Here is a 20,859-nt window from a genome sequence, read left to right on the forward strand (position 1 = left end):
TTATTAAATTATAACTTATCTTTTTACGGTTTTCAATATTTTAAATTTATGTAACAATTTTTTCGAATTATTTCTGCTTATTCAAAGAGAAAATCCGGCCTTTGGAAAAGACCGGATCACAACTTACCAAAATTATCCAATGTTTTGGGATATTTTCATTACAAAATACGTACTTTGACCAGTATCTTATAAGCTACCATTAGGGCGATGAGAAAGATCATTCCAAGGAAGCCATAGGCTTTCAAACCGATAAAAATCGCAGCCAATATCATGACAGGGTGAATGTCTAAAGTGGTAGATACCAGCTTTGGTTCAATAATTTGTCTGGACACCGTAACAATTACATAAAGGATCAATAATCCAACACCCATCAAGGTATTCCCTAAGTAAAAATTATAAATCGCAAGGGGTATATACACAGCACTGATGCCCAAAATAGGAAGTATATCCATAAAGGCCGATAAGGCACTGAGAATCAAAGCATAATTTATCCCTAAGATTAAAAATCCAATGAAGGTTTCAAGAAATGTTAAAAATATGACGGTTGCATAGGCTTTAAAATAGCCTGCAATCATACTGCTGCCTTCTTTCAGAATACTATGCATTTGATCCTTGCCTTCAAGGGAAAAAATAGAATAAAATTTTTCAATGATGTCAGGCATATCCTTTGAAAAGAAATAAGTAGCCAAAAATGTAATAAAGGCAATCATAAGTGCCACAGGAAGCCGAATGACAAAAGAAATAATCGCATTTAAACTGCGGACGGTGATATTCAAGATCCCCGATAGCATGGCCGTAAGCTGAGGATAGGCTTTTTCTGCCAGCACAGGATCCAACTGGCCAAAAAACTTGCTCACCTCATTTAGATATAGTTCCACATAACTCCTGATCGTTTCAAGATTTGGAACCTTCGTAAGCAATAGTCTTGCTTCATTGGTGACTTTATATAATACTGCAGATACTAAAATTCCAAGCACCAAGAACACAAGGGCGGTCGATAGGATGGAAGAGATGGCATTGGATATTTTTAATTTTTTCTGCAGATATAGATTGAATGGCTTGATCCATAAGGCAATGACGAATGCCAGCACAAAGGGTAGTGTATATGGAAGTGTTGAGAAAAATAGCAGGAATAGCAAAGTAAAGGCAACGATAAAGATCGCCGTCCTCTTCAACTTATTGAGAAAAAATGGATTTAGCATAGGAGACTCCTTTCCGCAGAAACCGCTAATATGATATCCAAAAATAATTATACTCTTCCCTAGGGTGAATGGCTATAAATCTTGGATCTGCATCCCTTTGAAAAAAAAACCGATCTCTTTGAAAAGATCGGGTTTTTTCTGAAAAACACCTATGGCATCATAATGCTTTCATAAGAATCTCTAAAACATTTTTTCATGAAAACCTGTTTTTAATCCCATGCTGGCGCATCATTCGGAGTGACAGGCGGTGTTGATTTCAAAGGTGCTTGATCGGCATAGATCATGGCTGTACCGACAGCCAGATTCAACAGCATGGCAACCGCCGTCAATAAAACTATTTTTTTTATTTTCATGATAATCCCCCTTTGGATTTTTATTTTATTGGGAATCTTCCAATCCCAACTTCAACAACTCTTTGCTCCTATCCATGTCCTTATGGGCATAGTAATAGGCTGCCTCGAAAAGTACATCTCTAAACTCTCTCTTATTTCCAATAACCTCTTTTACCAAAGCATCCAGTTCCCTATCTTTCCCAGCTCCCCCATAGGTCTTGGCAAGATAGCGGTAGGCTTCTGCCTGCAGGGACAGATCTCTTTCTCCCTTGACTTCTTCTAAAGCCCTCAACAGTATTTTTTCAGCTTCCTCATAGTTTCCTATGCCATAATATCTCTTCCCCAGATCCAACAAAGTGGTCTTCAAGAATCTGCTTCCATGGACTTCACGGATGTCCAAGCTCTTGCGGTTGTATTCCACGGCCTTCTCCAAGTCGCCCTTCTTTTCATATACATCACTCAGATTTTTATAGGCCATGGCCTCCCTTTCCAGGTTCTTGCTCCTTTGGGCCATTTCTACAACCTGCTCTAACAATTTTCTAGCCGTATGAAGCTCTCCCTTGCCCAAATAACAGTTGCCCTTCTGAATCATGATATCCATTTGCTGCTCGTCCGTAAAATCATTGTATTTTGCCGTCAGCCTATTTAAAAACTCAAAGGCCTCATCATACCTGCCCATCTCTACATACGCTGTAGAATTATTAAATAAAAGTCTTTTCATAATGGCAGGTTCTTCTATATGGTGACTTTCCAAAACTAGTATACCGTGGTTATGCAAATTGATAGTATCCCTATAATTTTTAAGGTCAAGGCATGCTCGTCCTAATTTGGAATAACTCCATGCCATTTTTACATGATGATTGATCCGGATATAGTTTTCCAAAGACTTGATGTGATAAATATAGCTGTCATGGAACTGAGCTTTATTATAATAAAAATCGCCCATCAATTCATAGATCATGGCCTTTTTGTCGTAAATATCCCAGTCGGCCAAAATCTCCTCTGCCCGACGAAAACTTTCCATAAACAGCCTTTCGTTGGACTGCAGGTACTCTTTCATCTGGTGAAACAGCTTTTCCAAAATCCGATTGGCCTGCTGCAGCTCATTCTCCATCAGGTAGTCTGCCGTAATATAAATAGGATTCTTTTGCTCTTCCGCGATCCGCATCAAGTTTTCTGCAATAATTTCAGCCGTATCGCGAACCAGTCTCGTTTTTCCGTTTTCTACGTAGCTGATTAAATTCCTTGTGATTTTATTACCGGTGATGTCTTCCTGCTTTGCTCCTAAAAAAGCCCGTATTCTTCTAATTTTTTCCCCCGGGGGCAGGATAATGTCTTCCATAAAATACATCGTGTCTTCTCACCTTTTCTTTCAATTGTTTTTATATTTTTTATTTTTAAAAAAAGTATATCATATTTTTCTAAAACAATAAAGATTTTTTTAAAAAAAAATTTACTTATATTTGCTCATCTTTTTTGCCCCAATTACATTTTTTTATTGTTTTTTATCTTTTTTATTACATTCCATAGGGGAGTACCTAAAGCAGAATACTCCCCTATTTTATTTTGTCTTCCAATTGATTGATAAATTCATGGGAAAGAATGTCGCCCGCATCTTCTCCATATAGTACGTTTTCAGGCATATTGTGCAAAACTGCGGAATAGGCTGTTTTAATGTTTTAATGTTTTAATGAATACTTTCTCTTGCCTGATGGATCTGTTTTGCCATCAACCATCCGAAGCGGACATGATCTTTTACATCTTCCCAGTTTTTTGCCAAACTCTGATTTTGCTTCAACCAACACATCTTCATCGTATCTTCTACTTCCTTCCAGTCATCTTCTTGCAACGGCCCATGAAACATACGATTCCTCCTTATATTTCGTTTTACTGCCCCCTTTATGCTTATGAATTGAGAGAAATGCTATTTTTGTGCAGTTATCATCAAACAGCAATATTTCCTAAATTTAAGAATTTTATCTTCTCCAGCTATTTTGCAGTATAGGATTCATTTTTTTCAAGCTATAACTCTTGCAAATCTCCGTATAATAATATTGTGTGAAGACGATTCCCAAAATATTTATTTCTTCGCCAAAAGAGGAGGTATACTCATATGCAGATGAACAATCAAACAGGCGGAAAGCCTCAATTGGATGCCCCAAATCTAAAGGTTTTAGAAGATCAGCTCAACTATGAATCCATGATGAATAAAAAGATGAGTCAATATGCCGAGTATTGTACAGATCCTCAATTAAAAAACATGTGCCGGCAAGGTGCACAACGGCATAAGCAAAACTTTGATGATCTGTTGAATTATTTAAACTCCCATCAATAGGAATTTCATCGTTCCTTGCGAAGCCTATCATCCGTCGGCTGAACAACAAAGGAGGTAATCACATGCAACATCAGGCAAACTTTACAGAAAAGGAACTAATGAACGACCTGTTAATGTCTGAGAAGCAGGTTTCTTCTGCATATACCGTTGGTATTACAGAATCCTCTTGCACTAATTTAAGAAATATACTCACACGATGCGAACAAAATGTATTTGCCAATCAGCAGGATATTTTCAATGCAATGCAGCAACGGGGCTGGTATACCGTTAAAAAGGCTGCTGCCCAAGATGTACAGACTGCAAAGGACAAATACAATCAAATAAAAAATGAATTGAAGTAGTTTCTGAAAAGAGTGGACCTCTTCCACTCTTTTTATTTTTTTGTTTTGTTTAAAAAATTCTAAATATTTTGTGCAATTATGGGTATAACATATCTAAAATAATAAAGTCTTCCGTTGGAAGATTTAAAGGAAGACTTTGTTGAAACCCATGACGGAAATTATGCCTTATCCACAATTGATAAAAGTAGATAATTTCCTATGTGTTATAACAAAGTTTCTGTTTGTCCTCGAACTTTATATTTTTTCTCAAGGAAAGGAGTGGGTATTGTGTATAATATTATTGCTACTTTTAAAAATATACCGGATTTAAATCGTTGTATAAAGACTTTAAGAGTAGACCCGAATATTCGTGGCCACATATCTGTAATCCCCAAAAATGCTTCATCCCATACGGAAAAGGAGATTTCCAGTGTTTTGATCAAGCGTTCCCGCCAAGTTGCTCCTTCCGGGCTGGAAGATATATGGGGCGGCGTATTTACCGGATTTATTATCGGTGCACTATCCGCCTTTGCAGCAGTTTATTTGAATACGAATCTTCTTCATCTTTCCACCCTTTCTTTCATCGCCGGAATTGCCTTGATCTTTTATGGCGGGGCTTCGGGAGCATTGTTAGGATTCCTTATCCACACTCTTTGGGCTAGGCGCAATTGGCTGAAAAACAAAGAAGAGGTAGTTCTTGTGCTTCACAAGTTGGATGACAGTACGAAAGAACTTGTTATCAAAAACTTAGAAAACCATCATGCCAGTAAAATCGAAATATATTAATTGATGACAGAAAAAACAATTTGATATAAACTAAAAAGCCTGAATCATCCGGAAAACAGGGTCATCTGGTCCTGTTTTCTTTGCTTTTTTCACTTATTTTTGCTCCTTTGATGATTTGTGCTTTGTTACATATTTATTTTTGCTTCAAATCGTAGTATGATGATAAAAAAAGAGAAGTCACGATGGCTTTGCAAAGATTAAAAGATCACAAAAGAAAGGAGAATCTACATGACAGATAGGGAGTTATTGGAAATGATTGCTGCGCAGGTAGGCATTCTTACAACACAGGTAGACAATCTTACAACACAAGTAGACAATCTTACAACACAGGTAGACAATCTTACAACACAGGTAGACAATCTTACAAAAGATGTTGCAGCGTTAAAAACTGAGGTGCAAGATATCAAAACAGAAATAAAAGATATGAACGTAGAAATACAAGAAGTCAAAAGTACGGTCATTCGCATTGAGCAAGAGCACGGTCAAAAACTCGAAGCCCTATTTGATGGATATGTACAAAATACAGAGAAATTAAATCGCATAGAATCAGAAGTTATAAAGCATGATGAGTTTATTTTTAGAAGAATAAAATAATATTATGGAATAAGGGACTGTATGGTGTCAATATAATCACCAAAAGAGTTGATATCCTTGCAGTGGAGTTAGAATATTGCTATGCAAGTTTTCCGGGGATACAGCCGATGAGCCTAAGATCAAAATATAAAGAAAGAAGCTGCTCAGAAGTTCAAAGAACAAATGAACAGCTTCTAATTATTTTTGTTTTAACTTTATTCTTTTTCAAAGTTTATAGGCTATCTTACATCATGCCCGGCATCCCGCCGCCCATGCCACCGCCTGCCATTCCTTCATTTTTTTCTTTAATATCTACTACTGCAGCTTCAGTAGTTAACAGCATTGCTGATACAGATGCAGCATTTTGCAGGGCTGAACGAGTTACCTTTGTCGGGTCTACGATACCGGCTTCGATCATGTTGACATACTTTTCATTGTATGCATCAAAACCAACACCTGGTTCGCTACCTCTTACTTTTTCAACAATCACAGATCCTTCTAAGCCCGCATTGGCAGCGATTTGTCTTACAGGCTCTTCTAAAGCTCTTCGGATAATCATTGCACCTGTCTTTTCATCACCGCTTAATTCAGCAATTAATTTTTCCACAGCCGGAATTGTGTTCAGCAGTGCAGTACCGCCACCTGCTACGATACCCTCTTCCACAGCAGCTCTTGTAGCATTTAATGCATCTTCGATTCTTAGCTTTCTTTCCTTTAATTCAGTTTCTGTAGCAGCGCCAACTTGGATTACTGCAACACCGCCTGCTAATTTTGCAAGTCTTTCTTGCAATTTTTCTCTGTCAAAATCAGAAGTTGTTTCTTCGATTTGTGTTTTGATTTGTTTTACTCGATCCTTGATTGCCTGTGGATTTCCAGCGCCATCAATGATTGTTGTATTTTCCTTGTCTACCTTTACCCTGTTTGCACGTCCTAGCATATCCATTGTGGCAGTTCTTAAGTCCAATCCTAATTCTTCAGAAATTACTGTACCACCAGTTAAGATAGCAATATCTTGCAGCATTGCTTTTCTTCTGTCGCCAAATCCTGGAGCTTTTACAGCCACGCACTCAAATGTGCCTCTTAGTTTATTTACAACAAGTGTAGCTAATGCTTCTCCTTCAACATCCTCTGCAATAATTAGCAGTTTTCTGCCTTGTTGCACAATTTGCTCTAAAATCGGCAGCAGATCTTGGATATTAGAGATCTTTTTGTCTGTGATCAGGATAAATGGATTTTCCAATACAGCTTCCATTTTTTCAGCGTCTGTTACCATGTATGGAGATACATAGCCTCTGTCAAACTGCATACCTTCTACGACTTCTAATGTAGTTCCCATGGATTTAGATTCTTCTACTGTGATAACGCCGTCCTTGCCTACTTTCTCCATAGCTTCGGCAATTAACTTACCGATTTCCTCATCAGCAGCAGAAATGGATGCAACCTGAGCAATCGCTTCCTTGCTTTCAATGGTCTTAGAGATTTTCTTGATTTCTTCAACAGCCACATCTACTGCTTTCTGGATACCCTTCTTTAAAATCATCGGGTTTGCACCGGCAGCAACGTTCTTTAATCCTTCTCTGATAATGGCTTGTGCTAATAATGTAGCAGTTGTTGTACCATCTCCAGCTACATCATTGGTCTTTGTTGCTACTTCTTTTACCAGTTGTGCGCCCATATTTTCATATGGATCTTCCAATTCGATTTCTCTAGCAATGGTAACACCATCATTTGTAATCATCGGAGAACCAAATTTTTTATCAAGAATAACGTTTCTTCCCTTTGGTCCTAAAGTAACCTTCACAGTATCTGCTAATTTATTTACACCCGCTTCTAATCTGCGACGAGCGTCTTCGCTGAATTTAATTTCCTTTGCCATGATATTGCCCTCCTTGTTTATGTATTAGATTGAATATGATTAACTATTCAACAACCGCCAGAATGTCGTTTTGTCTTAAAATTGTGTACTCTACTCCGTCGTACTTGATGTCTGTACCTGCATACTTAGAGAAAATAACCTTGTCTCCTACTTTTACTTCCATCTTGATTTCTTTACCGTCCACTACGCCACCTGGTCCTACGGCAACAACTTCAGCCATTTGTGGTTGTTCCTTGGCTTGGCTTGGCAGTACAATGCCACTTTTTGTTTTTTCTTCTGCTTCAAGCTTCTTAATCACAACTCTGTCTCCCAATGGTTTGATGTTCATCAAAAACCCTCCTTAGAATAATTTGTATAATTGATATTATATTATTATTCATTACCATTTTATTAGCACTCACTTCGATTGAGTGCTAATCACATTTATACTGTATAACATCTAAAATATATATGCAAATCTCCATTTATGGCATATTTTAATCTATTTTGATATTTTAGCCAATGAATTCAAATTTTATTGTTTATGCATCGCCTAACTTTTTTTTTCTAAATTTTTCTTTTGTTTTTGTCCTTTTGAATTCTCCTCTACTTATAGCAGTAGGGGAGAATTCATTAGAAGGAATTGTTCACTCCAAGAGTGATATTTATCCCATAAAAAAATAGGACATCCTCTCTTTTATTCCCTTATTGCTACAATGCGATAGATATCTGGTGTAATATTGCCTATGGAGATACTCTGGTATCCTTTCCTTTTCAGCAGTGCCTCTACCTCTGTTTTATCGATCCGATGAGTAACGGGAGGACCCATTTCGCCTTCTTTTTTCTCCCATTCAATAATGCCCATTTTCCCGCCGTCTTTTAATATCCTCGATACTTCATCCAAATATGCATCCTGATCCCCTACTTCATGTAAAACATTACAAAGGAAAGCGTAGCTTACACTCCCATCGGGCAAAACCAAGTGATCTTCTGCTACCAGCACCCCTTGGACATTAGAGATTTTCCCTTCTTTCAGGCGTTCTTCCACCTCTTTTAGCATCTCCCGGGAGATATCCAACGCATAGACCTTTCCCCCTTGTCCCACAATTTCCGATGCTGGCAGGGTAAAATATCCAATGCCGCAACCGATATCTGCCATCACATCCCCTTCCTGCAGACCCATCTCCATCAAAGTTTCCTTCGGGGGCAGATATTCTCTTCTTCTTGGATTATCTAACTTCTCTTTATCCTTTATATGAAACTTGTGTCCCATGTCATCCTCTCCTTTCTCCAAGACCCAGGGCCTCTTTTCTATCACCATGAAATATCCGCCCCATAGGGCGGATGTTTCCCATTTTATTCCTTACCGGAAGGCGGCATGTAAGGGATGATATTTTTGGCCAGATTTTGAATCGGCATGGTTTGCAGCCAAACCCTGCCCGGCCCCCTGAGCTTTGCCAAGAACAACCCTTCCCCTCCGAACAATATATTTTTGAAACCTTTTAACATCTCTATGTCAAACTCCACCGTTGGTTCAAACATGGCTACGTGTCCCGTATCCACCTTCAGCACTTCCCCGTTTTTCAGATGATACTCTATCACTTCCCCATCCATTTCCATAAAGGCAAGTCCCGGTCCCGTAACTTTTTGAAGAATAAAACCTTCTCCGCCAAACAGTCCGGCCCCTAGCTTCTTTCGGAAAAATATCTCCAGATTCACGGAGCGTTCTCCGCAGAGGAACGACTTTTTCTGACAGATCATACTTTGCCCCCGTTCCAATGTTACGGGTATGATTTTTCCGGGAAAAGAAGAAGGGAAAGCAATGATGCCGCTGGGAGAAGTGCAGGTATAGGTCGTCATAAAAAGGGATTCTCCCGCAAGCTTTCTGGCGATGCCGCCAAACAATCCGCCTTCCATATTTGTATCCATATGGAAATCATCCGTCATCCATCCCATGCCGCCCGATTCCGTAAACACACTTTCCCCCCGTTGCAACTCTAAAACGACTACCGGCAAATGGCCGCCCTTGATTTCATATTTCATCATTTTCACCTCCAAGATTAACATATTCTATATAAAAAGTTTTATACCTGCCTTTTGATCGATTTCGCTTTTGGCAGGTATTTTCTAATCTTTATCTCGCCTCAAAGCCTTTAGAATATCTACTTCATAGCAGCCCTTTACCCCGCAAAGCAATTCAATTCCTTTGTCACAATAAGCTTTTGGAGGGAGAGGCAAGTATTCTTGAAAAACCCTGCGAACTTCGTCATTGGCCTCCATCTGGATCTTGATCTCTGCTTTCACCCGATAGATTAATCCCAGCTCATAAGGACTTTGCAGCTTCTTTGCATAGGCCTCGGCACTTTTTAAATAGTCTAGGGCCTCCTGATACTTTCCCTCACGGATAAGCAGCAAAGCCATATATCCTTCCGCCGTAGAACGCCCCAAAAGGGTATCCACTTGCCGATAGGTTTCAATCGCCTTCGTAAAATAACTCTTGGCCCGATGATAATCCCCCATGTCAAAGGCCGCCTGCCCCGCATTGGTATTAAAGAGGGTAATGCCCCGAAACACCTTCTTTTCATCACAGATATGCATGGCTTTGTCATAGTAGTGCAGAGCGCTGGAAAACTTCATATTATGTCTTCGTATTTCTCCAATATAATTATAGGCTGCCGCAATATTTAAGGCATAACGATCCTCCTGTTTGCTTAAGGCCTCAAAGATATGGATGGATTGTTTTAAGGTTTCTTCTGCCTCTTCATACCTGCCAACCATTAGTTTTTGCAATCCCTGAAGCCGCAGCAATATGCCCATCTCCTTCTGATGATGGTGCCTTTGGGCCAATTTTAAGCCTTTGGAAAGGTATTCCTGCATCAAATCCGTATGATGTATCTGGATACCATAATAAATCATCTGCCGGTAACCCTTTAGCATATAGACAAAATCCCCGATTTTTTCTGCGCTCTCTATCATCTTTTGGATCGCTTCGACGCCGAAATGATACTCTCCTTCCTGTATGCAATACCTTCCCTTGGTATGATAGAAGGCAATTTCCAGCCGGGTTATTTCTTCCTTCTCCTTTTCCGTCCTCTTTACTTCCTTTAGTTCCTCCTCTAAATCCTTTAAATATTTGATAGATTCCTCCTGATTCAGACAAGCATATTTTTCTTCATCCATTTCTTCATCATACAGGATCGGGAAGAGTTCATGGCTGAAATCCGAATAATCATCCAGGTTTTTGATGCGGTATTTCAGTGCAGCCAGCTTATTTCCCCCATTAGAAAAATGATAAATCAGCTTGGAATAGACGTACTTGTCCCGATAATCGTTTCTTAGGCTCTTTTCCAAAATCTTACCAATACGATTGTGGAGAATTTTTCTTCTGGCAGGAGATTGAAGGCCGTAGATAAATTCCCTTAGCTTATGGTGGGTAAATTCAAAGCTGATTTCTTCCCCATGATCCACTTCCTTGAGAATATATCTGTTCTGCAGCTCTTCTAGGATATCCAGAAGCTCCAACTCATCTTTCCCGCTGATGGTGTGGATCATGTCCAAAGTCACCTTATCAAAAAACAAGGAAGCAATATTTAAGAGCTTCATCCCTTCTTCCGAGATATCGATAATCCGGCTTTTCAGTATATCCTGAGCTTTTCCTGAAATTTCACCAATGGTACCCTTTTCCTTCATCGTATTTAAAAGTTCCATCAAGAAAAAGGCATTTCCTTCGGTTTCTCGATAGATTCGATTCTTCATCTCCCGGGTTATGACATAATGAGGCAGTGCCTGCTCGATAAACTCTTCCACCTCTTCCCTAGTGAACCGGGATAGAACCACTTTTTCCATCCGTTGATCCTTGATCATCGTAGTGAGAAACGGTTCAATCTTTTTGCCATAACCATTTCGGCAAGTTCCGATCAGCAAAATTTGTTTTGTATCCTGATGACGCAATAGAAAACTTAATAATCCGATACTCATGGTATCCATCCACTGCAAGTCTTCAAAGATCAAAAGGACTTTTCTTTTGCCAGCAACTTTTCTGAAAATCTCCAGTACAGCTTCCTCTGCCACCTGGTATTTTACCCGATCAATGCCCTCCACAGGGTTGTGGGAGGCAGTGGCCCCTTCCACATCAAATATGGGGAATAGGTGCAGCACAATATTTTTCCAAAGCTGTGGAATTTCAATCCTCTCCCTGCGGATAATTTCCCCTAAATCAGCAAGTATTTGATTCCAAGGCTTTAGCGGGTATCCTTCCTCTGCCTGATAGCAGTTGGCTTGCAAAATATAAACATGCTGATTATCCACATTCTCCAAAAATTTCTCCTTCAGCTTGGTTTTTCCGATGCCTGCTTCTCCCATGATCAGAATCGATTTTGCTCCTTGGTTTTGAACAAAATCCATGTACTGTTCTTCCAGAAATTTTAATTCCTTATGCCGGCCGTAGAAAAACACATTTGCTTTCCATCTCCCGCTGCCTTTCTCCTCTTTGCCCCTCTTTGTCAAGGTTTCCTCATAGACCTTTTTTGTTTCAGCATCCGGTGTTATTCCTAGCTCCCGATCCAGCACTTCCGTCAGTCTGTGGTACAACTCTACAGCCTTATGGTAGGCACCCTCCCTGCCGTAACTTTCTATAAGAATGCGATAAGCCCTTTCATCAAAAGGGTCAGTATCCATCAACAGCTTTGCATAGTGCTCAACCTTGCGGTTTTCTCCTCTTTCTCGACATCCATTCACCTTCTCATATAACTTGGATATATACAGATCCCTATAATATTCTCTGTTTCGAAACATCCATTCCTCAAATTTTTCCCCTTCCTTCACCAGAAAGCCTTGAAGAAATTCCCCTCCGTAAGCAGCTATTCCTTCCTCCTGGTCATTGAAAAAACGTTGCAAATCCGTCTCAATTTTTATGTCGGGATTGACCATCACCGTGGATTTTTGAGGTGATATAATAATGTCCATGTCAAAGGCCTTTCGAATTTTATACATGGCATGCCTTAGATTTTTTTTTGCCGTTTCCTCCTCTACCTCTCCCCATAGCAAATCCACCAGCTCATCCCTCGTGGCCTGCCCATTTACAATCAAATAATAAAACAGAGCCTCCGCCTTTCTGAAGGGAAAAATGATTTGCTCATCATTTTTAAAGACTGCCGGAGCCTGCAGCATTTTTACCTGTATGATATCCATCCCATCACCTGCCTTTGTTTGCTATTATATCATATTTAGCAGCAAAAGGAATTAAATCTAAACAGATGAGCGTGACAGGGGACGGTTCTTTGTCACGCTCAATTGAGCTAAAAAATAAAGTGAAATAATATAGGATTTTTATCCAGTATCTCCTTTTTCTTTCTTATAATCCAAAATAAAGAGGGATTCCATCTATGAAAATAGAATATTCCTCAGAGGAGGAGGTGATATAATGCCAAGATATAGAAGGTTGGTTAGTAAAGCAGGTATCTACCATGTAATGATGAGGGGAAATGAAAAGAAAAATATATTCCATGATCATGAGGACAGACATAAATTTATTTGCATACTATCTGACAAAAAGAAAATATCGGAATATGAGTTATATGCCTATTGCCTTATGAATAACCATGTTCATCTACTAATAAAAGAAAGTAAAGAACCTCTTGCTCAATGTATGAAGAGGATTAATACCAGCTACGCTTATTACTTTAATCGAAAATATCAACGGGTTGGCCATGTTTTCCAAGATAGATTCAAAAGCGAACCCATTGAGGATGAAAATTATCTGTTGGCCGCCATACAATACATACATAACAATCCTGTTCAGGCTCAACTTGTAAACAATTGCAGGGACTATCCTTGGAGCAGCTATAACAGTTACATAAATGAAGCAAGCAAATCTGATGCCGTAGATAGAGAATTTATATTATCTTTATTTTCCCAGAATCCAAGGCAAGCGATCATATTATTCGAGCAATTTTCTGCAAAGGATAATACAAATTGCTTTTTAGATATAATGGAAAAAAGCGAAAATGAAAAGATAATCCTATATGGATACTTGGAAGGGAAAAAATATGCTGAAGAATTTTTAGGAAAGAAAAAACTATCTATAGAAGATTTAAAATGTAAGGTGAATAAACATGTTAGAGACGAGCTCATTGGTTTTTTAAAATTTCACTCTAACCTATCAATTAGAGAAATTGCAAATATATTAAGTCTAAACAGAGGCGTGATCGATAGAATAAAATTATAAAGCGTGACAGAGAACCGTCCCCTGTCACGCTAACAGGTCCCTATAACACAACCTTGGATAGAATTTCTTTTTCCAAATCCTCTACTTTTGTTTCCAAGGCTTCTACTTCTTTTGTCACTTCCCGGACGAAATCTTGATCCTTGATGGAGCCAAGGTTGATTTTGACATTATATAATGCAGAAAGTACAGCCGTCCTTGCCATCATCGCAGCCACAGCCCCATCGGTTACTGCATTTTTGTTGCCTTTTTCCACCACCGTCCCAATGGCCTCCATCATGCGAAAGGCATCCTTTGCCACTTCCAAGGGAACTAAAGCCGCTTTCTTTGTTGCCTCCTGAATGGCTGCCTTTCTGGCCTCTACCTCTTCTTCCGTAGCCTTTGGCAGCTTGAAGGCCGCCATCACTTCATTGAACGCATCGGAATCCCGATCAATATCTTCCACAAATTTTTCTCTGTATTTTGCCCCATGGGCAGCAATGGCCTTCATTTCATCCCCTAAGCCTTCGTAACCTTTTTTGCCGATGGTGAGGTTTGCCACCATTTCCGTCAAGGCTGCTGCCAGCCCCCCGCTGAGGGCAGCCACACTTCCACCCCCCGGAACAGGAGAGCTGGAAGCTGTTTCTTCCAAAAAAGCTTTGATGGTCATATTTGCTAACATTTTCTTTACACCTCCGCTGGATTCAATGCATATAGCATATTAACTTTTCTTATTTTCCTTGTCAAAAACAAGGACCCCCTTCTTAACTACTTTTTCCACTGTGCTTACCCCGATATGGTAAGGTATGTATTTATAGGATGGGAACTCGAGGATAATGATGTCCCCCTGCTTGCCTGCATCGATGCTACCGATCTTGTCTGCACGGCCCACGGCTGCAGCTCCGTTGATAGTCAAGGCAGTCACTGCTTCTTCAATGGACATCTTCATATACAAAGTGGCCAGAGCAAATACCAAGGGAATGGATTCTGTAAAACAGCTTCCCGGGTTCAGATCCGTAGCCAAGGCCACGGCACAGCCATGGTCAATCATGTGCCTTGCCCTTGCATAATGTTCCCTTAAGCTAAAGGCAGTACACGGAAGCAGTGTCGCCACCACCCCTGCCTTTGCCATGTCTTCAATTCCTTGATCTGAAGCCTGAAGCAGGTGATCTGCAGAAACAGCTCCCAATGCCGCCGCCAGTTCTGCTCCTCCTAACTGCACGATTTCATCGGCATGAAGTTTTAATTTCATTCCCATTTCCTTGGCCTTCGTCAAAAGTCTTCTGGACTGTTCCACGGAAAAGACGTTTTTTTCGCAGAAAATATCACAAAACTCTGCCAAGTTTCTCTCAACCACCGTCGGAAGAACTTTTTCTATCAGAAATTCTACGAATGCATCTTCCCGTCCCTTGTAATCCTTGGGCACGGCATGGGCCCCCAAAAAGGTTTTTACGATATCGATAGGATGTTCCTGATCCAGCTTCTCCATCACTTCCAGTTGTTTGATTTCTGTTTCATAATCCAGACCATAGCCACTCTTTCCTTCTACCGTCGTAACACCGAAGGATAGCATAGAATCCAGCCTTCTTTTGCCCAACCGGAACAATTCCTCCTTGGAAGCTTCTCGGGTTGCTTTTACGGAATTGATAATGCCTCCGCCTCTTTCCATGATTTCCATATAACTGTCGCCCCGGAGTCTCCAGGAAAATTCCTCAGCACGATATCCTCCAAAGACAAAGTGTGTGTGTGAATCCACAAAGCCAGGCAATACAGATTTTCCGGAAGCATCAATGACTTGGAAATCTGATTCGCAATAATTTTTCAGAATTTCTTCCGTAGAGCCCACCCCTTGAATCACACCCCCTTGGATGACAACTGCACCATTGGGAATCACGTGGAGCTCATTCATTTCCTTGCCCTTTTTCGCCTCAAAACCGCTGCAGGTCACCAGTTCTGCAGCATTTTTAATCAACAGATTGCCCTTTGTCATGGCTTTACTCCATCATCCTAGCCTCAAGGATCTGCTCCATAGAGAAATCCTCTACGCCTAAATAGTATACGGCCGTATCAATTAATGCTTCCATGGGTACAAGACCGATAATTTCACTGCCGACGATGCTCACGCCGTATCTCTTTGCTTCAATTCTAATCAATTCAAAGGCTCTATAAAGGGCGGTTTTTGTATAATCTGTCATATTCATAGAGATTTGCACAATGCCTCTATCCTTTAGTTCAATACCGATGGCCTTACAGTAGCGTAATCCTCCATTCAAAAAGCGTATATTTTTGGCGATTCTATTGGCAATCTCCATATTATCTGTTCCTAAATTGACGTTGAAAGCCACCAGTGGCATTCTGGCTCCCACAGCCGTTACCCCTGCCGTCGGATGGATTTCTGCAGGACCATAATCCGGTGTCCATTCCGGCTGCTTTATCTTCTCTGCCATTCCTTCAAACTCCCCTTTGCGGATATTGGCCAGATTTTCTCTTTGGGGCTGGGTTGCTGCCTTTTCATACAGGAAGATGGGCAGTCCGTATTTTTCGGAAGCTTCCTTTGCCACTTCCTTTGCCAATTCTACAGCTTCCGTCATGCTTACATTTTTCACAGGAATAAAAGGCACAACGTCTACTGCCCCCATTCTAGGATGCTGTCCCCGATGTTTCGTCATATCGATGACCTCAATGGCTGCCCCCATGGCTTCGATCACTGCCTTTTTCATCGCTTCAGGTTCTCCTACCACGGTAACCACCAAGCGGTTATGATCTTCATCTCTGCTGTAATCCAACAGTTTTACCCCTTCTTTTCCTCTAAAAGAATTTACGATCTTTTCGATTTTTTCCATATCCCTGCCTTCACTAAAATTCGGCACACACTCAATAATTTTCTTTAGCTGACTCACAGTTCATCCACCTTTCTTTTTAGAAGTCAGGGCTTACCGATGGAACCCATGGCCACATCGGCAAATGCCCCTCTCCTTTGTTTTTAAATCACCAAATCATGCAATGACATGCTATTTGCTGCTTTTCTTCTATTTCCTGCCGCTGAAGGCCTTTTCCACTAAACCCTTGACCAACTCTTCCTTGGGAATAAACGGCAGCGTAATATGATCTGTTCCTGCATTTTCCTTATTGTATTCTATACTTGTGGTAATGGAATTTTCATTTCTGGCCCAAGCCCGCCTTGCAACGCCGCCCATGACATCCCAGGGCATGGCCGTTTTGATGATATTGTCTACCCTTTCGCTGCCATCCAGTACCAGACCGAAACCGCCATTGATGGATTTGCCGATGCCAACGCCGCCGCCGTTGTGCAATGCAACTAAACTCATACCCCTGGCAGCATTTCCTGCAAAGCATTGGGTAGCCATATCTGCCATGACGTTGCTTCCATCCTTGATGTTGGAGGTTTCCCTAAAGGGGGAATCAGTACCGCTGACGTCATGATGATCCCGGCCGAGCATAATAGGTCCTACCTCTCCCTTGCGCACCATTTCATTAAATTTCAAGGCAATCTTTGTCCTGCCCATGGCATCCTGATACAGAATTCTTGCTTGGGTACCCACGACCAACTGGTTCTTCTCCGCATCCCGAATCCATACATAGTTATCTCGATCCTGCCCCCTTCTGGTCGGGTCAATGCATTCCATGGCAGCTCTGTCTGTCTTTAACAGATCTTCCTTTTTCCCGCTTAAGCATACCCAGCGGAAAGGTCCATAACCATAATCAAACAACTCCGGCCCCATAATGTCTTCCACATAGGAAGGCCAGATAAATCCGTCCTTTTCATCAATGCCATTTTTGGATATTTCCTTGACGCCTGCATCATATACGGATTTCATGAAGGCATTTCCATAGTCAAAGAAATAAGTTCCTCGATCCACCAATATCTTAATTAATTCAAAGTGGCGTCTTAATGTTTGATCCACCAGCTTTTGAAACTGTTCCCTGTCATATTGCAACATTTCTGTTCGCTGTTCAAAAGTCAGCCCCTGGGGACAATATCCTCCTTCATACACAGCATGACAAGAGGTTTGGTCAGAAAGTAAATCGATCTTGATATTGTTCTTCACTGCATATTCCAATAAATCCACAATATTTCCATGGTATGCAATGGAGATGGGTTCTTTCTTGGCCATGTACCCATGGGCAATATCAAAGCACTCTTTCAAGTCCGAGGAAACTTTCTTTACCCAACCCTGGTTGTATCTTGTCTGAATTCTGGAGTAATCTACTTCGGCGATAATGCCTACACCGTTGGCTATTTCTACGGCCTTTGGCTGGGCGCCGCTCATGCCGCCAAGGCCGGAGGATACAAAGAGAACGCCCTTTAAGTCTTGGTCCTGGGGAATGCCTAAGATCTTTCTTCCTGCATTCAGTAATGTATTGAAAGTTCCATGGACGATACCCTGGGGCCCGATATACATCCATCCGCCGGCAGTCATCTGCCCATAGTTGGCCACGCCCATTTGCTCTGCAATATCCCAATCCTTGGGGTTGTCAAACATACCCACCATCAAGGCATTGGTGATAATCACCCTCGGTGCATCGGGCTTGGATTTGAACAGCCCCAAAGGATGCCCAGATTCAATAACGAGGGTTTGCTCATTGGTCATGACCTCCAGGTATTTTTTGATCAATCTGTATTGCATCCAGTTTTGGCATACCTTTCCCGTCTCTCCGTAGGTAACCAGCTCATAGGGATAAAGGGCGATATCAAAACTCAGATTGTTATCAATCATCACCTGGAAAGCCTTCCCTTCGATACAATTCCCTTTGTATTCATCAATCGGCTTTGCCTTCAGATCCCCCTCTGGACGGAAACGATAACCGTAAATTCTTCCCCGCGTCATCAGTTCCTCCAAAAACTCCGGTGCCAATTGCTCATGGAGTTCTTCCGGGACATAACGCAGGGCATTTTTCAATGCAATCTCCGTCTGGGCCGGTGTCAGTTTGAACCCCCTGTCCGGCGCCCTTCGAATCCCTTCCACAAACTTGGGATACTCCGGCAATACATTGTCCAGTTTGATTGTCATTGCTTGAGATATATCATAGTTTGTAATCACTTCATATTCCTCCTTTTCTTCATCATCTCCATTCCTTCACCGCCATTAGAATAGTCCGGTAATCACGCCATTTTCATCAATATCAATGATTTCAGCGGAAGGCACCTTCGGCAATCCCGGCATAATCATGATTTCCCCCGTCAGGCACACAATAAATCCGGCTCCTGCCGATACTCTCACCTCTTTTACATGGATCTCAAAACCCTTGGGTGCCCCCAAAAGATTGGGATCATCGGACAGGGAATACTGGGTTTTGGCCATGCAAATGGGCAGTTTATCCAGTCCCAACTCTTCCAATCTCTTGATTTCTTTCAAGGCTTTGCTGGAGAATACCACGCCGTCTCCGCCATAGATTTCCTTCACAATGGTTTCCACTTTTTGAGGAATGGATGCCTCCACATCATAGAGGGGCCTGTAGTTTGGCGTTGAATTTTCAACCAGCTTCACCAGTTTTTCAGCCATCTCAACTCCGCCTTCTCCGCCTTTTGCCCATACTTCATTTAATGCTGCCTCCACACCAAATTCATTGCACTTCTTGAGCAACAGCTCAATTTCTGCCGGTGTATCGCTGACAAAACGATTGACTGCCACCATCGCCGGCAAGCCAAATTTCCTGACATTTTCCACCTGTTTTGCCAAGTTTGCAAACCCTTTCTCCAGAGCTTCAAGATTTTCCTGCCCCAATTCCCCTTTCTTTACGCCTCCGTGCATTTTCAGGGCACGAATCGTTGCCACAATCACAACCGCAGACGGTTTCAATCCGCCGTAGCGACACTTGATATCCAGGAATTTCTCAGCACCCAAATCAGCACCGAAACCCGCCTCTGTCACAAGGTATTCTCCCAGTTTCAGACCCAGCTTCGTCGCCATGATGCTGTTGCAGCCGTGGGCGATATTGGCAAAGGGTCCACCGTGAATCAGGGCAGGCGTATTTTCTAAGGTCTGCACCAAGTTGGGTTTAATGGCATCCTTCAATACCGTTGCCATGGCTCCCTGAACCTTCAAGTCCCCGCAGGTTACAGGCTGGCCATCCTCGTTATAGGCAACAACCATACGGCTTAATCGGGCTTTCAGATCCATTAAATCCGCTGCCAAACAAAGAATAGCCATAACTTCCGACGCTACCGTAATCATAAAGCCGTCCTGTCTTACATAGCCATTGGCCTTGCCCCCCAATCCTACAATCACTTCCCGGAGGGCTCTGTCATTCATGTCCAGTACTCTCTTCCAAACGATTTGTCTTGGGTCAATTCTTAATGCATTTCCATGATGGATATGGTTGTCAATAGCTGCCGATAACAGATTGTGGGCCGTTGTAATGGCATGCATATCCCCCGTAAAGTGAAGATTGATATCTTCCATCGGCACCACTTGGGCATATCCGCCCCCTGCTGCTCCTCCCTTCACGCCGAAGACAGGGCCTAAAGAAGGCTCCCTTAAGGCAATTACAGTTCTTTTTCCAATTTTGTTCAATGCTTGTCCTAATCCTACCGTCGTCGTTGATTTTCCTTCACCGGCGGGAGTAGGATTAATGGCTGTCACAAGAATCAGCTTTCCGTCGGGTCGATCCTTGAGTCTGTTAAAGATGCTGGGGTTAATTTTGGCTTTATATTTTCCGTACATTTCCAGCTCCTCATCCAAGATCCCCCACTCCTTGGCGATGTCCCCAATGGGCTTCATCTTTGCCTGCTGGGCAATCTCAATATCACTTGGTACTTTCACTGCCATGCAAACCACCCTTTCTATGTATTTTCCTGACATTGTATGTTTGTATTATATAATACCCCTCGTCACCAAATCGTCGAATTTTAGAAATTTTCTTTGTAATCTTTCCCGCCGGCTGCCAGCCACCGGCTATCAGTCAACAGTGCCGCTGACTGGGTACTGGCAACTGCCCAAGAAATATAATTTTTAGGCTTTTCCTGCTAATCGCTAACAATTATAAATATCTCCATATCCTTGAGATAAAATGTATGATAGACCTCTAAACTTCAAAGTTTCCCCGGGTAGCTTTCTAATCAAAAACAGAAGACCCCCCGGAACCATGGTACCCAGGCGGTCGCCAATACTGCGGTCACATTCCCTGGGGTAAACGCCACTTCCGCCAGTCATGGGACCGATGAAACTCAATTTTTTCTCTTGGGAAATTTGGAATCTTTTCCCCATCTCTCCAGTAGTCCCTCCTGTGCCC

General features: G+C 41.7%; 20 protein-coding genes. 5 read left to right on the forward strand and 15 right to left on the reverse strand.

Translation table 11 applies throughout. The features are described 5' to 3' along the window. Positions 1-158: 158 nt before the first annotated feature. The 4 genes from ytvI to AN619_RS15925 all read right to left on the reverse strand — a co-directional run bounded on the left by ytvI (position 159) and on the right by AN619_RS15925 (position 3,398). Positions 159-1,202 carry a sporulation integral membrane protein YtvI gene (gene ytvI / locus AN619_RS07980; RefSeq protein ID WP_068556204.1) on the reverse strand — a complete coding sequence of 348 codons (1,044 nt, stop codon included), beginning with the start codon at positions 1,200-1,202 and terminating at the stop codon, positions 159-161. Between the two features lie 209 nt (positions 1,203-1,411). Further along, positions 1,412-1,555 (reverse strand): hypothetical protein, encoded by a 144-nt coding sequence (locus AN619_RS15920; protein WP_157064956.1) that lies wholly within the window; start codon positions 1,553-1,555, stop codon positions 1,412-1,414. A 25-nt stretch (positions 1,556-1,580) separates the two neighbouring features. Continuing rightward, positions 1,581-2,885 carry a tetratricopeptide repeat protein gene (locus AN619_RS07985; RefSeq protein ID WP_068556205.1) on the reverse strand — a complete coding sequence of 435 codons (1,305 nt, stop codon included), beginning with the start codon at positions 2,883-2,885 and terminating at the stop codon, positions 1,581-1,583. 336 nt (positions 2,886-3,221) lie between these two features. Further along, the gene (locus AN619_RS15925) at positions 3,222-3,398 is read right to left on the reverse strand and encodes a hypothetical protein (RefSeq protein WP_157064957.1); all 177 of its coding nucleotides are present in this window, start codon (positions 3,396-3,398) and stop codon (positions 3,222-3,224) included. Between the two features lie 249 nt (positions 3,399-3,647). Between AN619_RS15925 and AN619_RS07990 the strand changes: the two genes are divergently transcribed. The 4 genes from AN619_RS07990 (at position 3,648) to AN619_RS08005 (ending at position 5,569) form a co-directional block, all read left to right on the forward strand. Next, positions 3,648-3,869 (forward strand): hypothetical protein, encoded by a 222-nt coding sequence (locus AN619_RS07990; protein WP_242867358.1) that lies wholly within the window; start codon positions 3,648-3,650, stop codon positions 3,867-3,869. A 62-nt stretch (positions 3,870-3,931) separates the two neighbouring features. Then, positions 3,932-4,210 (forward strand): spore coat protein, encoded by a 279-nt coding sequence (locus AN619_RS07995; RefSeq protein ID WP_068556206.1) that lies wholly within the window; start codon positions 3,932-3,934, stop codon positions 4,208-4,210. Positions 4,211-4,477: 267 nt separating this feature from the next. After that, on the forward strand, positions 4,478-4,975 hold the full coding sequence (locus AN619_RS08000; protein WP_068556207.1) for a hypothetical protein: 498 nt from the start codon (positions 4,478-4,480) through the stop codon (positions 4,973-4,975). Positions 4,976-5,203: 228 nt separating this feature from the next. Then, positions 5,204-5,569, forward strand: coding sequence for a coiled-coil domain-containing protein (locus AN619_RS08005; RefSeq protein ID WP_157064958.1), 366 nt, complete (start codon positions 5,204-5,206; stop codon positions 5,567-5,569). Positions 5,570-5,792: 223 nt separating this feature from the next. Here the strand turns inward: AN619_RS08005 and groL are convergent, their stop codons facing one another. The 5 genes from groL to AN619_RS08030 form a co-directional block, all read right to left on the reverse strand. After that, the gene (groL, locus tag AN619_RS08010) at positions 5,793-7,424 is read right to left on the reverse strand and encodes a chaperonin GroEL (protein WP_068556208.1); all 1,632 of its coding nucleotides are present in this window, start codon (positions 7,422-7,424) and stop codon (positions 5,793-5,795) included. A gap of 43 nt (positions 7,425-7,467) precedes the next feature. Beyond that, positions 7,468-7,752: a co-chaperone GroES gene (gene groES, locus AN619_RS08015; protein ID WP_068556209.1), complete on the reverse strand. Its 285-nt coding sequence runs from the start codon at positions 7,750-7,752 to the stop codon at positions 7,468-7,470. 348 nt (positions 7,753-8,100) lie between these two features. Beyond that, the gene (locus AN619_RS08020) at positions 8,101-8,724 is read right to left on the reverse strand and encodes a class I SAM-dependent methyltransferase (protein WP_242867360.1); all 624 of its coding nucleotides are present in this window, start codon (positions 8,722-8,724) and stop codon (positions 8,101-8,103) included. 35 nt (positions 8,725-8,759) lie between these two features. After that, positions 8,760-9,446, reverse strand: a complete 687-nt coding sequence (locus AN619_RS08025; RefSeq protein WP_068556210.1) for a TIGR00266 family protein — start codon at positions 9,444-9,446, stop codon at positions 8,760-8,762. A gap of 84 nt (positions 9,447-9,530) precedes the next feature. Then, positions 9,531-12,593, reverse strand: coding sequence for an AAA family ATPase (locus tag AN619_RS08030; RefSeq protein ID WP_068556211.1), 3,063 nt, complete (start codon positions 12,591-12,593; stop codon positions 9,531-9,533). A gap of 232 nt (positions 12,594-12,825) precedes the next feature. Between AN619_RS08030 and AN619_RS08035 the strand changes: the two genes are divergently transcribed. After that, a complete protein-coding gene (locus tag AN619_RS08035; RefSeq protein WP_068556212.1) occupies positions 12,826-13,629 on the forward strand; it encodes an REP-associated tyrosine transposase in 804 nt (267 codons plus the stop codon). Positions 13,630-13,669: 40 nt separating this feature from the next. On the opposite strand, the gene AN619_RS08040 is transcribed toward AN619_RS08035, so the two are convergent. The 6 genes from AN619_RS08040 to AN619_RS08065 form a co-directional block, all read right to left on the reverse strand. Beyond that, the gene (locus tag AN619_RS08040) at positions 13,670-14,287 is read right to left on the reverse strand and encodes a cyclodeaminase/cyclohydrolase family protein (RefSeq protein WP_068556213.1); all 618 of its coding nucleotides are present in this window, start codon (positions 14,285-14,287) and stop codon (positions 13,670-13,672) included. Between the two features lie 39 nt (positions 14,288-14,326). After that, complete coding sequence (gene hutI, locus AN619_RS08045) at positions 14,327-15,595, reverse strand: imidazolonepropionase (RefSeq protein WP_068556214.1); 1,269 nt, start codon at positions 15,593-15,595, stop codon at positions 14,327-14,329. Between the two features lie 4 nt (positions 15,596-15,599). After that, positions 15,600-16,505, reverse strand: coding sequence for a glutamate formimidoyltransferase (gene ftcD / locus AN619_RS08050; RefSeq protein WP_083525044.1), 906 nt, complete (start codon positions 16,503-16,505; stop codon positions 15,600-15,602). Between the two features lie 129 nt (positions 16,506-16,634). Next, on the reverse strand, positions 16,635-18,668 hold the full coding sequence (locus AN619_RS08055) for a urocanate hydratase (protein WP_068556215.1): 2,034 nt from the start codon (positions 18,666-18,668) through the stop codon (positions 16,635-16,637). A 45-nt stretch (positions 18,669-18,713) separates the two neighbouring features. Next, a complete protein-coding gene (locus AN619_RS08060) occupies positions 18,714-20,396 on the reverse strand; it encodes a formate--tetrahydrofolate ligase (RefSeq protein ID WP_068556216.1) in 1,683 nt (560 codons plus the stop codon). Between the two features lie 204 nt (positions 20,397-20,600). Continuing rightward, positions 20,601-20,834 carry a hypothetical protein gene (locus tag AN619_RS08065; protein WP_068556217.1) on the reverse strand — a complete coding sequence of 78 codons (234 nt, stop codon included), beginning with the start codon at positions 20,832-20,834 and terminating at the stop codon, positions 20,601-20,603. Positions 20,835-20,859: the final 25 nt, after the last annotated feature.

It is taken from the genome of Thermotalea metallivorans, from assembly GCF_001562415.1.
GTDB classification, from domain to species: Bacteria; Bacillota; Clostridia; order Peptostreptococcales; family Thermotaleaceae; genus Thermotalea; species Thermotalea metallivorans.